12 protein-coding genes are annotated in these 13,584 nt (G+C 64.2%); 8 read left to right on the top strand and 4 right to left on the bottom strand.

Annotated elements, in window-relative coordinates:
• Window positions 1–42 precede the first annotated feature (42 nt).
• The 3 genes from pncA to pncB are packed head-to-tail and all read left to right on the top strand — an operon-like array spanning window position 43 to window position 2,511.
• Complete coding sequence (pncA, locus tag ACTXGA_RS19465) at window positions 43–636, top strand: bifunctional nicotinamidase/pyrazinamidase (RefSeq protein WP_443396279.1); 594 nt, start codon at window positions 43–45, stop codon at window positions 634–636.
• Window positions 633–1,226 (top strand): hypothetical protein, encoded by a 594-nt coding sequence (locus tag ACTXGA_RS19460; RefSeq protein WP_443396278.1) that lies wholly within the window; start codon window positions 633–635, stop codon window positions 1,224–1,226. Before pncA ends, ACTXGA_RS19460 begins: the two co-directional genes overlap by 4 nt.
• Window positions 1,219–2,511, top strand: coding sequence for a nicotinate phosphoribosyltransferase (gene pncB / locus ACTXGA_RS19455; protein ID WP_443396277.1), 1,293 nt, complete (start codon window positions 1,219–1,221; stop codon window positions 2,509–2,511). The genes ACTXGA_RS19460 and pncB overlap by 8 nt, the downstream gene beginning before the upstream one ends.
• Before the next feature lie 179 nt (window positions 2,512–2,690).
• Here pncB and ACTXGA_RS19450 read toward each other — a convergent pair whose 3' ends face one another.
• Window positions 2,691–4,301, bottom strand: coding sequence for a substrate-binding domain-containing protein (locus ACTXGA_RS19450; RefSeq protein WP_443396276.1), 1,611 nt, complete (start codon window positions 4,299–4,301; stop codon window positions 2,691–2,693).
• Between the two features lie 121 nt (window positions 4,302–4,422).
• Here ACTXGA_RS19450 and hisC point away from each other — a divergent pair, with 121 nt between their 5' ends.
• From hisC to ACTXGA_RS19425, 5 genes are all read left to right on the top strand, one after another.
• The gene (gene hisC / locus ACTXGA_RS19445; protein ID WP_443396275.1) at window positions 4,423–5,508 is read left to right on the top strand and encodes a histidinol-phosphate transaminase; all 1,086 of its coding nucleotides are present in this window, start codon (window positions 4,423–4,425) and stop codon (window positions 5,506–5,508) included.
• On the top strand, window positions 5,505–6,425 hold the full coding sequence (locus ACTXGA_RS19440) for a prephenate/arogenate dehydrogenase family protein (protein WP_443396274.1): 921 nt from the start codon (window positions 5,505–5,507) through the stop codon (window positions 6,423–6,425). The genes hisC and ACTXGA_RS19440 overlap by 4 nt, the downstream gene beginning before the upstream one ends.
• Window positions 6,422–7,075, top strand: a complete 654-nt coding sequence (locus tag ACTXGA_RS19435; RefSeq protein WP_443396273.1) for an extensin-like domain-containing protein — start codon at window positions 6,422–6,424, stop codon at window positions 7,073–7,075. The genes ACTXGA_RS19440 and ACTXGA_RS19435 overlap by 4 nt, the downstream gene beginning before the upstream one ends.
• Before the next feature lie 213 nt (window positions 7,076–7,288).
• Window positions 7,289–8,554, top strand: a complete 1,266-nt coding sequence (lysA, locus tag ACTXGA_RS19430; protein ID WP_443396272.1) for a diaminopimelate decarboxylase — start codon at window positions 7,289–7,291, stop codon at window positions 8,552–8,554.
• 37 nt (window positions 8,555–8,591) lie between these two features.
• Window positions 8,592–11,135 (top strand): DUF4175 domain-containing protein, encoded by a 2,544-nt coding sequence (locus tag ACTXGA_RS19425; protein ID WP_443396271.1) that lies wholly within the window; start codon window positions 8,592–8,594, stop codon window positions 11,133–11,135.
• Window positions 11,136–11,245: 110 nt separating this feature from the next.
• Here the strand turns inward: ACTXGA_RS19425 and arfB are convergent, their stop codons facing one another.
• The 3 genes from arfB to ACTXGA_RS19410 all read right to left on the bottom strand — a co-directional run bounded on the left by arfB (window position 11,246) and on the right by ACTXGA_RS19410 (window position 13,576).
• Complete coding sequence (gene arfB, locus ACTXGA_RS19420) at window positions 11,246–11,668, bottom strand: alternative ribosome rescue aminoacyl-tRNA hydrolase ArfB (RefSeq protein WP_443396270.1); 423 nt, start codon at window positions 11,666–11,668, stop codon at window positions 11,246–11,248.
• 270 nt (window positions 11,669–11,938) lie between these two features.
• Window positions 11,939–12,580 (bottom strand): queuosine precursor transporter, encoded by a 642-nt coding sequence (locus tag ACTXGA_RS19415; RefSeq protein ID WP_443396269.1) that lies wholly within the window; start codon window positions 12,578–12,580, stop codon window positions 11,939–11,941.
• Window positions 12,581–12,679: 99 nt separating this feature from the next.
• Window positions 12,680–13,576 (bottom strand): esterase-like activity of phytase family protein, encoded by an 897-nt coding sequence (locus ACTXGA_RS19410; protein ID WP_443396268.1) that lies wholly within the window; start codon window positions 13,574–13,576, stop codon window positions 12,680–12,682.
• Window positions 13,577–13,584 lie beyond the last annotated feature (8 nt).

Genomic DNA, 13,584 nt, shown 5'->3' with positions numbered 1-13,584 from the left:
TGCGGCCACTATGCTCGGCCTCGACGACAGGGAGATGACCTCATGCACGCGCTAATCGTGATCGACGTTCAGAATGACTTCTGCCCCGGCGGCGCGCTGGCGGTGGCGCAGGGCGATGAGATCGTCCAGCCGATCAACGCGCTGATGACCGAGTTTGACGCGGTGGTGCTGACGCAGGACTGGCACCCGGCGGGGCATTCGTCCTTTGCCTCTTCGCATGAGGGGAAAAACCCGTTCGACCTGATCGAGATGCCCTACGGCCCGCAGGTGCTGTGGCCGGACCACTGCATTCAGGGCTCTCCCGGTGCGCATTTCCACATGGAACTGGAGGCCGACCGCGCGGACCTGATCATCCGCAAGGGGTACAACCCGGCCATCGACAGCTATTCCGCCTTTTTCGAGAATGACCACAAGACGCCGACCGGGCTGGAGGGCTATCTGCGCACGCGCGGCGTCGATGAGGTGACACTGGTTGGTCTGGCGACGGATTTTTGCGTGAATTTCTCGGCGGTGGATGCGGCGAAACTGGGGTTCAAGGTGACGGTCCGGCAGGATCTGTGCCGCGCCATCGACCTTGACGGATCGCTGAAGGCGGCGCTGAACGGGATGGCTTCCGCGGGGGTGACGCTGACATGAAGCCGATTGTCGTGGATTATGGCAAGTATACGCTCAAAGCTGGAATCGTCGAAGGCAAGGCAGTGGCCCGCGCGTTTCTGAGGGACGCCCGGCGTCCCGGCGTGATCGTGGAGGTGGACGGATCCGATCCCGAGGCCGCGTTGAAACGCTTGAAGGTGACCGTGGACGATCTGACGGCCAATCGCCGGGCAAAGCGAAGGGAATCTCTTGATGCTGACTTCCTCGTGCCGACGGTGGAAGAATTTCAGGAAGCTTTGGTGGTCGCGAAGCTAAGCAGCGTGCAAGAGGCCATGCTGGTGGCACATGCCAAGGCGGGGGAACGGGGTCTTACGGCAGGTGAGATTGCAGACATCGGTGGGTATGCGAATTTCGAGACCGCGAACGCCATATATGGCAAAGCTGGCCGGATCATAGCCGAGGCCATCGGGGTCACGCCGCCGCCAAGGCGATCGGGAGACAAGGACGCACCGACGGCTGTGCTTGCAGAAGGAGGCGAACCGCGACCTGACACCGGTTTTTTCGTCTGGGTCATGTACCCCGAACTGCGCGAAGCACTTCTCGGTCCAGAAGGAGCAAACTTCCATGGTTGATATTGCGACCCGGGTCTGGAACCACAAGTGGAAGATCGACCCGATCGTTCGGTCCCTGATCGACACCGATTTCTACAAGCTGCTGATGTGCCAGTCGGTTTTCCGCAACAAGCGGGACACGCAGGTGACGTTCTCGCTGATCAACCGGTCCAAGCATGTGCCGCTGGCCAAGCTGATCGACGAAGGCGAGTTGCGCGAGCAGTTGGATCACATCCGGTCCCTGTCGCTTGCGCGCGGTGAAAGCACTTGGCTGCGCGGCAACACGTTTTACGGCAAACGGCAGATGTTCCGCTCTGACTTCATGCAGTGGTTCGAGAACCTGCGACTGCCGCCCTATCATCTTGAGCGGGTCGGCGATCAGTACGAACTGACCTTCGAGGGCAACTGGCCCGAGGTGATGCTGTGGGAAATCCCGGCTTTGGCCGTGCTGATGGAACTGCGCGGGCGCGCGGTGCTGCACGACATGGGGCGGTTCGAATTGCAGGTGCTCTATGCGCGCGCGATGACCAAGCTGTGGCAGAAGGTCGAGCATCTGCGCCAGATCCCCGAATTGCGGATCGCGGATTTCGGCACCCGGCGGCGGCACTCTTTCCTTTGGCAGGACTGGTGCGTGCAGGCCATGCTGGAGGGGCTGGGCGGCAGTTTTGTCGGGACGTCGAATTGCCTGATCGCCAAGAACCGCGATCTGGAGGCGATCGGCACCAATGCGCATGAACTGCCGATGGTCTACGCGGCCCTGGCCGAGGGGGATGAGGCGCTGGCGCGGGCCCCCTATGACGTGCTGGCCGACTGGCAGGAAGAGCACGAAGGCAACCTGCGGATCATCCTGCCCGACACCTATGGCACCGAGGGTTTCCTGAAACGCGCGCCGGATTGGCTGGCGGGATGGACCGGCATCCGCATCGATTCCGGCGATCCCGCGACCGGGGCAGAGGTGGCCATCAACTGGTGGAAAAGCCGTGGCGAGGATCCGCGCGACAAGTTGGTGATCTTTTCCGACGGGCTGGATGAGACCAAGATCGTGGAGCTGTATCAACAGTTTGCCGGTCGCGTGCGGGTTTCCTTTGGCTGGGGCACCTTGTTGACCAATGATTTCCGCGGGCTGACCCCGGATGACCGGCTGGCACCGTTTTCACTGGTCTGCAAGGCGGTCAGCGCCGATGGAAAACCCACCGTCAAACTGTCGGACAACCCGAACAAGGCGATGGGTCCTGAGGACCAGATCACGCGCTACAAGCGGGTCTTTGGCGTCGGCGATCAGGAAGCGCTGGAAGTCGTCGTCTGACCGGCGCGGACAGGGGATTTGTCCGCGCCGTTTGAGCATGGCGCGGTCACTGACCTGTGGCAAACCCGGCAAAGCGTTCCAGCGCCGCCCGCATCTTCAGCACGGCGGGATTGTCGGCGGCGACGCCCCGCAACAGGGGCAGACGCTGGGAGCCGCGGGGATGATCTGAAATCCCGCCGTCAGTTGCCGCCTTTTGCCATCTGCAGGGTGCGGGACAGGTCATCCCCGGCCCGAAACACCTGTCCGGAGGACAATTTGCCGAGTTCCGACAACTGGTCTTGATCCGCCGCGCCAAGGGCGATTGTGTGGATGGGGATGTCCTTTGTGTAGGGCGTTTCCGCGATATGCGCGAGCAGGGGAATGCGGTTTTCGCTGTCCGAAGGCCCGGCCGTCAGGACGATGATCGCGGGCCGGTAGTCGGTCAGGGTTCCGTCCTGGACATAGGGGCGGAGCGCTTCGAACGCCTCATAGAGGGCGTAGTAGACGTCCGTTCCGCCGTCCGCGTCCAGCGCGGCGATCAGGCGTCTGGCGCGGTCCGTGGCGGTCGGGTTGCCGCCTTCGATAATGATGGGATCACGGATGTTGTGGTTGAACGGCAGCAGGATGGTCACATCCCGGCTATCCGGTTGCGGCAGGGTCTCATGGGCAGCGGGGGGATCGAAAAGGGCGTCGGCAGAGGCCTTGAGCGCCTGCATCGGCGTGCCGTCCATCGCGTTTGACACATCCATGACCCAGACGGTCAGCGCAGGTTTGCGCAACTCGGTCTGGTACAGACGCAGGGCCTCTTGGATCACTGGGGAAGGGGGCGGGGCTGTGGCTGCGAAACGGGCGGCAGCATCTAGGCCCCAGGTCGGGTTCCAGACGGTGACATCCACGGTTTCCGCATCCGGTCCGTCCGGCCCGGCCCGATAGCCCAATGCCACGAGGTGTTCCTGCATCTCATCCGAGGCGAGAAAGGCTTGCAGGTCCAGGAACTTGGCCTCCCTGGCCTCATCCCCCTTGGGTATGAATCCCAGGGGGCTGTCGGTGACGGACATGCCGCCCGAGGGGTAGAGCGCATAGAGGGGTTCATCGCCCTGCGCGGCCAATCGCTGACTGGTCTGGATCACCTGCGCCTCGGTCGTGAACAGCCCGTCATAGGCGCTGTAATTCGCCACAAGGGCCTCTGCCAAGGCCGCGTCACTTGCAGGCGCGCGGTCCATCTGCGCCAGCAGGGCGCGCGTCTCGTCCAGCGTTTTGGCCCTTGTCAGGTGCTCTGGCGTCAGCGGTTCGGGGTCTTCTGAAAAGGCGCGCAGCAGGCTGAGGTAGGCCATCGCCCCCGCCCCGGATTGGGTGGGCGCGGGCATCGTCAGGCGGAACTTGTCCTCCTTTGCCGCCTCGGCGATTTCCGACAGGGTGAAGTCACTCCGCCCGATCCAGCCCTGCCCGATCACGGTGGACATGCGCAGACCAAGGATCACGGGAGAGCGGTAGACGGAGGCTTGATGCTGCACGACCTCATCGCTATCGCCAAGCGCGATCCACAGGGAACTGTCCGGCCAGACCGCGTCAAACTCTGTCTCCGGTCCCTTGGTCAGCGCCTGCGAAATCTCGGGCGGGGACAGCCATGTGATCCGGATATCGGCCTTGTTGTCCTCGGCCCATTCGGTGATCAGCGGCGCCACTGCGCGATGTTGCGGGGCGGCGGCGATATGCAGGGCGACGCGCGGGGCAAAGACCCCGAAATGGATCATCAGAAGAAAAACCAGAAGAAGATTGAGGGCGACGAATATGGCAAACAGCGTTCTCATAAATCGACTCCGGAAAAACCTATTGGTGCAAGCGTAACTTGAACGACGTGGATTGGAACCCGTTTGTGCCTTTTCTACAGGCGGGTGCAGCGCTATGCACAGGTGTCGTCAGGAGGACCGAATGACAGCGATCAAGCCACAGCCGGGTATCATGGATATTGCGCTCTACGTGGGCGGCAAGGCGCATGTGGAGGGCGTGACCAATGTGGTCAAGCTGAGCTCGAACGAGAACCCGTTCGGGCCGAGCCCTGCCGCGCAGGAAGCGGTGAAGCGCACCATACACGGGCTGCATCGCTATCCTTCGACGGATCACGCCGGTCTGCGTGGCGCGATTGCCGAGGTCTATGATCTGGACATGGAGCGGATCATCTGCGGCGTCGGCTCGGATGAGATCATCACCTTTCTCTGTCAGGCCTATGCCGGGCCGGGGACGGAGGTGCTGTTCACCGAACACGGGTTTTCCATGTACCGGATCAGCGCGCTGGCCGCCGGGGCCACCCCGGTCGAGGTGAAAGAGCGGGAACGGGTGACGGATGTGGATGCGCTGCTGGCCGGCTGTACGGATCGCACGCGGCTGGTGTTCATCGCCAATCCCAACAACCCCACCGGCACGATGATCGGACTGGCCGAGATCGAGCGGCTGGCCGAGGGGCTGCCCAAGGAATGCCTGCTGGTGCTGGACGGGGCCTATGCCGAGTATGTCGACGGTTACGATGGCGGCGCCAAGCTGGTCGAACATCGCGACAACGTGGTGATGACCCGGACGTTCTCAAAGATCTATGGGTTGGGCGGGATGCGCGTCGGCTGGGGCTATGCCCCCAAGGAGGTCATCGACGTGCTGAACCGGGTGCGTGGGCCGTTCAACCTGTCCAATGTTGCGCTGGCCGCGGCAGAGGCGGCGGTGCGCGACAGTGCCTATATCGAAAAGTGCCGTACCGAAAATGCGCGGATGCGGCACTGGCTGTGCGAGGCGCTGGCCGAACATGGCGTGCCTTGCGACACCTCGACCGCGAACTTTGTTCTGGCGCGTTTTGCCGATCAGGCCGAGGCCGAGGCCTGTGACCTGTACCTGCAAAGCCAGGGGCTGATCGTGCGGCGGGTGGCGGGCTACAACCTGCCGAACTGCCTGCGGATCACCGTGGGGGATGAACCGTCCTGCCGTCAGGTGGCGCATAACATCGGGCTGTTCAAGGCGGGCGCGCGATGAGCGTGATCTACGAAAAGGTTGCCCTGATCGGGCTGGGTCTGATCGCCTCATCGATGTACTGGGCGATGAAACGCGGCAACGTCGCCGGGCATGTTTCGGGCTATGCGCGTTCCGATGCAACACGCGACACGGCGCGGCGGATCGGCATGTGCGATGAGGTCTGCGACAGCGCCATCGAGGCGGTGAAGGACGCGGATCTGGTGGTTCTGGCGACGCCCGTGGGGGTCATGGGCCGCATCGCCGCGGAGATTGCGCCGCATCTGAAACCGGGGGCCACGGTGATCGACGTCGGATCGGTCAAGCGCACGGTGATCGAAGAGGTTGGCCCGCATATCCCCGAAGGTGTGCATTTCGTTCCCTGTCACCCGATGGCCGGGACAGAGCATTCCGGACCGGAGGCGGGGTTCGACTCGCTCTATGACAACCGCTGGTGCCTGATCGTCCCGGTTGAGGGCAGCGACCCAGAAGCCGTGGCGCGGATGCAGGACTACTGGCAGGCGCTGGGCGCGAATACAGAGGTGATGGAGCCCGAGCACCATGACCTTGTGTGTGCGGTGGTCAGCCATGTGCCACACCTGATCGCCTATACGATGGTGGGTGTGGCCGACGATTTGCGCCGTGTCTCCGATCAGGAAGTCATCAAGTTTTCCGCCGCCGGTTTCCGGGATTTCACCCGGATTGCCGCCAGCGATCCGACCATGTGGCGCGACGTCTTCCTGACCAACAAGGACGCGACGCTGGAAATCCTTGGCCGGTTCACGGAAGAGCTGTTTGCGCTGCAACGCGCCATCCGCACCGGCGATGGTGAGCAGCTTCATGCCTATTTCACCCATACCCGGGCCATCCGGCGTGGCATTCTGGAGGCCGGTCAGGATACCAATGAACCGGACTTTGGCCGCGTGAAGGTACATCGGTGAAAAAGCTTGCTCTGGGTGTCTGCTGTTTTCTGATCCTGGGCTCCTGCGGCGCGCGAGAGCGCGCAGCGGACAGTCTGGACGGGGTGCGGGGATACCTTGGCAATGCCTTTGCCAGTTCCAGCGACGACGGCGGGCTATGTGGCGATCCGGCGCTGGCCGGTGAGGTCGTGGGGCGCGTGCCGGGCAAGCTGAATGGCTGCGGGATCGAGAACGCGGTGCGGTTGCAATCGGTATCGGGCGTGCGGCTGACGCAGGGCGCGATGATCGACTGCCCGACAGCCAAGGCGCTGAAGAGTTGGGTGAACAAATCCGCTAAACCGGCCGTTGGCCGGCGCGGTGGCGGGCTGGACGGGCTGCGGGTTGCGGCGCATTATTCCTGCCGTACGCGCAACAACCAGCCGGGCGCGCCGATTTCCGAACACGGGCGCGGCAAGGCGATCGATATTTCCGGGTTCCTTCTGGCCGACGGATCCGAGATCACCGTCCTGCAGGACTGGGGCCGCGGCAAGAACGGTACGGCGCTGAGCAAGATGCGCAAGGCGGCCTGCAAGGTCTTTGGCACCGTTCTGGGCCCCGGGTCTGACGGCTATCACCGGGATCATTTCCATTTCGACACGCGCCGCCATCGCGGCGGATCCTATTGCCGGTAAGGCGGGGCGGCGGGGTAAACCCCGCCCTACGGTTCGTATCGGCATCGCGTGGGTGAGAGATGGTGAAAGGGGGCTCTGCCCCCTCTTGGCCTGCGGCCAATTCACCCCCGGCGGTATTTTCAAAGAGAAGAAGCCCGAGGGTGCGCACGGATCGGCCAGCAAGGCGCAACTGGGGGCTGGCCCAAATGCATGGGCTCGGCTAAAGCCGCGGTCATGGATCATTTTCTTTATCGTGACGGGCAGCTCTTTGCCGAAGATGTGCCGGTGGCCGAGATTGCGGCCGCCGTGGGCACGCCGTTCTATGTCTATTCCAGCGCCACGCTGATCCGGCATTTCCGCCTGTTCGACGAGGCGTTGAGCTGGGGTCCGCATCTGGTCTGCTACGCGATGAAGGCGGCCTCGAACCAGGCGATCCTGAAGACGCTGGCGGCCGAAGGCGCGGGCATGGACGTGGTCTCGGGTGGTGAATACGCGCGGGCCAAGGCGGCGGGCGTGCCGGGCGAACGGATCGTGTTTTCCGGCGTCGGCAAGACGCGGGGAGAGATCCGCAGGGCTCTTGAGGGGGGCATCCGCCAGTTCAACGTCGAGAGCGAGCCCGAGATGCGGGTGATCTCTGAGGTGGCCTCGTCCATGGGGGCCGTCGCGCCGATCACCGTGCGGGTGAACCCGGACGTGGACGCCAAGACCCATGCCAAGATCGCCACCGGCAAGAGCGAGAACAAGTTCGGCATTCCGATTGCGCGCGCCCGCGAAGTCTATGCCGAGGCGGCCCGCCTGCCGGGGCTGAAGGTGGTCGGTATCGACGTGCACATCGGCTCTCAGCTGACGCAGCTGGAGCCGTTCGAGCAGGCCTATCTCAAGGTGGCCGAACTGACCGAGGCGCTGCGCGCCGATGGGCATGAGATCACGCGGCTGGATCTGGGCGGCGGGCTGGGCATTCCCTATGCCCGCTCGAACGAGGCGCCGCCGCTGCCGATGGACTATGGCGCGCTGATCCAGCGTACGGTCGGGCATCTGGGCTGCGAGGTCGAGATCGAGCCGGGGCGGCTGATCATCGGCAATGCCGGACTGCTGGTGAGCGAGGTCATCTACCTCAAGAACGGCGAGGGGCGCGATTTCCTGATTCTGGATGCCGCCATGAATGACCTCATCCGACCGGCCATGTATGAGGCACATCACGAAATTGTGCCCGTTCAGGAGGCAGAGGCGGCAGCCGAACTGATGCCCTATGACATCGTCGGGCCGGTCTGCGAAAGCGGCGACACCTTTGCCAAGGGACGGCTGATGCCGCCCCTGAACGCCGGTGATCTGGTGGCTTTTCGCTCTGCCGGGGCCTATGGTGCCGTCATGTCCAGCGAATACAACAGCCGCCCGCTGATCCCCGAAGTGCTGGTGCAGGGTGATCAATTCGCGGTTATCCGCGCACGGCCGTCCTTTGACGACATGATAAATCGCGATACCATCCCTGAATGGTTGTGAGGTATCCTCCTCGCAGACCGACCCTGCGAGGAGCGATATGGCCCCGAACCGGACCGACATCCCCGAGATCTTTCGCACCCTGCGCTGGCCGCTGGCGCTGACCCGGCTGGGCATGGGGGCAGAGCGCGCGGCGCGCGCCTTCTGGCCGTTGTGGTCCATCGCGATCTTTGCGCTGGCCCTGTTGATGCTGGGCGTTCAGGACGAGGTGGCGGTGGAATGGGTCTGGGCTGCGGGCGCCGTTCTGGCCGCAGGCGCTGTCTGGGCCCTGGTCTACGGGGTGCGGCGGTTCCGCTGGCCCAGCCGGGAGGCCGCGATCCTGCGGCTGGACGGCACGATGCGGGGCAACCCTATACAGGCGGCGCTGGACACGCAGGCCATCGGCGCAGGGGACGAGGCCTCTCATGCGGTCTGGGTTGCGCATCAGAAACGCATGCGAACCCGGCTTGCGCAGGCGCGCGCGGTGGAGCCGGATCTGCGGGTATCGCGCAATGATCCGCTGGCGCTGCGTTACGTGGCGCTGCTGGCGCTGTCGGTGGCGATTCTGTTCGGGTCCATCGTGCGGGTGCAATCGGTGACCGGCATGGGCGCCGGTGGTCCGGATCTTGCGCAGGGGCCGGCATGGGAGGGCTGGATGCAGCCGCCCGCCTACACGCGCCTGCCTTCTGTCTATCTCAATGACATCACCGCCGCATCGCTGGATGTGCCGGAAGGCGCGGAGATCACCCTGCGCATGTATGGCGAAGTGGGCGCGCTGAGCGTGCGCGAGAGCGTGTCGGGCCGCGATCTGACGCCCGAGGCGGCGCAGGACACGGCGCAGGATTTCGCCGTTCTGAAATCCGGTGAACTGGCGGTGGATGGTCCCGGCGGGCGGATCTGGCAGATTGCGCTGATCCCCGACGGCGGACCGACCGTCAAGCGCGACGGCGAGATCGAGACCAGTTACGAAGGCGAGACGCAGATCCCCTTTACCGCAACGGATGACCACGGCGTTGTCATGGGCAAGGCGCGGTTCTCGCTGGACCTTGCCGCCGTTGACCGCCGATATGGCCGGGTGATCGATCCCGAACCACGACAGGTGATCGAGGTTCCGTTGCCGATGCCGGTGGCGGGTGATCGCAGCGATTTCACCGAATCCCTGGTTGGCAATTTCTCTTTGCACCCCTGGGCGAACCTTCCGGTGCGGCTGGAACTGGAGGTCGAGGATGCGCGCGGCCAGCGGGCCCTGTCAGAGCCTCAGGCGCTGGACCTGCCGGGACGGCGGTTCTTTGACCCCGTGGCGGCGGCGCTGATCGAACAACGGCAATCCCTGCTGTGGAACCGGGACAACGGCGCGATGATCGTGCAGGTGCTCAAGGCGGTCATGAATGAGCCGGACGACCTGTTCCGCAAGAACGTGCAACACATGCGCTTGCTCAAGCTGGTGAAGCGGATCGAGGTGTTGGCGACTTATGATGCCATCACGGACGAGAAGCAGGACGAGATCGCGCAAGCGATGTGGGATCTGGCGCTGGAGATGGAAGAAGGCGATCTGCAGGACGCGCTGGAACGTTTGCAGCGCGCGCAGGAGCGTCTGGAAGAGGCCATGAAGAATGGCGCCTCGGATCAGGAAATCGCCGAACTGATGCAGGAATTGCGCGAGGCGACGCAGGATTACATGCGGCAACTGGCGCAGCAGCAGGCCCGTGAGGGTCAGCAAGATGGGGAACCCATCGATCCGCAGAACATGATCCAGATGTCGCAGGACGACATCCAGCGCATGATGGACCGCATTCAGGAGTTGATGGAGCAGGGCCGGATGGCCGAGGCCGCGGAGGCCATGCGCCAGCTGCAGGAAATGCTGGAGAACATGCAGATCACCCAAGGCCAGGGCGGCGGCGGGCAATCGCCCGGCGAACAGGCGATGGAAGGTCTGGCCGATACCCTGCGCGAACAGCAGGACCTGTCGGACGAGGCGTTCCGCGATCTGAACCAGGGGCAGCGCCAGCCGGGGCAGGGACAGGACGGACAGCGTGATCCGGGACAGGGTCAGGGTCAGGACGGGCGTGAGCCCGGTCAGGGGCAGGGCGGGGATGGCGACGGCGATCTGGCCGACAGCCTTGCCGAACGTCAGCGCGCCCTGCGCGACGAATTGAACCGCCAGCGTCAGGCCCTGCCGGGGCAGGGGACAGAACCGGGTGAGCGCGCCGCCGAGGCTCTGCGCGATGCCGAACGGTCCATGGATGGGGCGGAACGGGCGCTGCGGGACGGAGATCTGGCCGAGGCGATCGACGAACAGTCACGCGCGCTGGAATCGCTGCGGGAAGGCATGCGCAATCTGGGCGAGGCGCTGGCGCAGCAACAGCAGCAGCGCTCCGGAGAGCAGGGCTTTGCCGATGGCGGCGATCCGCGCGAACAGCGCGATCCGCTGGGCCGAAACACGGGCAACACCGGCCGTGTCGGCACCGATGAGGGGCTGTTGCAGGGCAAGGATGTCTATCGCCGGGCCGAGGAACTGCTGGGCGAGTTGCGCCGCCGCTCGGGCGAATTGAACCGCCCCGAGGAAGAACGCAATTACCTCGACCGTCTGCTGGAACGCTTCTGATCCCGTAATCCAGATGTGCGCTGCGCGCGCAGGGTGTCTCGGGCCCGGCCTTTGGCCGGGTCCTCGGGCCGTCTGAGGCGGGCGTTACGCTGAAAATGGCGGGGTGCGCCTCAGTCTTTGGGATCGATCTTGCCGCGCAGGGCCTTGACCTCGCCGCGCTGTTTCTTGGTTTCCAGACGGCGGCGTTTGGAGCCCAGCGTCGGCTTGGTGGGAATGCGGCGCTTGGGCTTTTCCGTGGCTTTCTGCACCAGTTCGGCAAGGCGCTGGCGCGCGATCTCACGGTTACGGGCCTGGCTGCGGGTCTCGTCCACCTGCAGGATCACCGCGCCGTCCTTGGTCCAGCGCCGTCCGGCCAGCTTGCGCAGGCGGGTCTTGACGGCACCGGGCAGATTGGGGGACCGCTCGGCCTCGAACCGCAGTTCGACGGCAGTAGAGACCTTGTTGACGTTCTGCCCGCCGGGACCGGAGGCCCGGATGAACTGTTCGGTCAGCTCCCAGTCCTCGATGGTGATGTGATCGTTGATCCGCAGCATGGGGCGTAATGTAGGCTGTTTCGGCAAATGTCAGGCACTAAAAAGGGCCGCCAGATCAGCGGCCCTTCGAGAATACGGAGGCGGGGCCGGTTAGGCTCGCCAATTCGGGGGCTGTACGCGCCCAGGGGCTGCCCTAGGGCGTCATCTCCCGAACTGTTCCGACACCTCTCTCCAATGCTTCTCTCGACACTGGATCACCTCCTTTCAGCTGTTGAAAACGCAAGATGATGGTGGCACGGGTCGTGCCAACCACAAAGTCTTTTTTGCGTCTCAGGCCGGGGTGCGTTGCAGATTTGCCCAGGAAACGATCATCCGGAACGGGATCAGCGCGATCAGGGCGAGGCCCAGCTTGACCATCCAGTCCGCAACGGCAAGCGACATCCACAGCGGGGCCTCGGGGCCTGCGCCCAGAAGCGGCAGGATTTCATTGGCCCAGCCGACGTCGTTGCCCGGTTCCAGCCAGATGAGCTGCGCCGAGAAGGCGATGGTGAAAAAGATCGCGGTGTCCAGCGTCGAACCCACCAGCGTGGAGGCCAGCGGCGCGCGCCACCAGCGCCCCTGCCGCAGGCGGTCAAAGATCGCGACATCCATCAGTTGCGCGGTCAAGAAGGCAAGGCCAGAGCCGATGGCAATGCGCAGCGTCACCGCCGGGTAGGTATAGCCATCCCCCTGCAGCATGATCTGCGTCCCGATCAAAGAGCAGACAACGCCGACGACGAAACCGGCAAAGACCACCTTGCGGGCGGCCGCCGGACCGTAGATGCGGTTCATCAGGTCGGTGACCAGAAAGGCCAAGGGATAGGTGAACGCCCCCCAGGTCAGCCATTGGCCGAACAGAAACTGGACGAGGATGTTGGAGGCCAGAACGATGGCCGCCATGGCAAGAATGCCGGGCAGATGTGCGCGTGTCATGATGTGACCCGTTTTTTCAAGGTTGCGGGGACTTGACCCGCCGAAGCGGATTGGGCGCGCTTACAGGAACAGATGCGGGGCCGTCAAGCCCGGCCCCGGTCACTCGATCACGCGGTATTCGACGATTTCGTTGCGCTGAATGCCGATGAAGTTGTTGTCGGCGATCATCGTCAGCCGGATCGCGCCGCCATCGTCGCGCCAGACAGAAAGACCTTCGAGGTTGCCGTGCTGATGCGCGGGGCTGCGGAACAGGGTCTCTTCGCGGATGACGCGGTCTTCACTCAGAGTGAACCGCCGCACCCGAGAGCGAAAGGCGAAGCCGGAAAAGCTGCGCTCCAGCAGATATAGCCGCCCGTCCGGGCCGAAATCCGCGCCGACGGGGCTGAACCCGCCGCTGCGCGAGATACTGAATACCTCGCGCCAGCGCCCGTTCTCGTGCCGCCAGACCGGAAAGGGCTGCGTCAGTCGGCCGGACCTTTCGGGGAGCGTATAGAGCCTGCCCTCGGCGTCGATCGCCAAGGCCTCCAGACCCGAATTACTGCCAAGGCTGTTAAAGGCCCCGGGCGTCGACAAAGGCACGGCTTTTTGCGGTGTCGGATAGTGCCAGACGCGGTGCCACGCCTCGAAAGAGACGTAGAAACTGCCGTCCCGCGCCAGCGCCAGACCTTCGGCATCGGTGTGCGGATGGAGCAATCCGGCCCCGCCGTCATCCACCAAGGGGACGCGCGGGGACTGTTCGATGGCGGTCAGCTTGCCATCGGTCCGGATCAGAATGCCCCGGATAAACGCGCCGTCATCCGCCAGCGCCATGAAGGCACGGCCATCATGAGACAGTTCCAGCCCCGAAAACCCGCCGAAATGCGGAACATCGGACACCCAGTCAAGGCGGCTGACCTGCACCGCTTGCGGACCGGGGTCCGTTGCCTCCGGTCCGCAAGCGACCAGCGCGGCACAGCATGCCAGCAGCGCCCGCAGGCGGATAGGAAAGACCGACATCAGTTGGC

The organism is Antarctobacter jejuensis (assembly GCF_052266595.1).
GTDB classification, from domain to species: Bacteria; Pseudomonadota; Alphaproteobacteria; order Rhodobacterales; family Rhodobacteraceae; genus Antarctobacter; species Antarctobacter jejuensis.
This window is presented reverse-complemented; position numbering and strand designations above follow the sequence as displayed.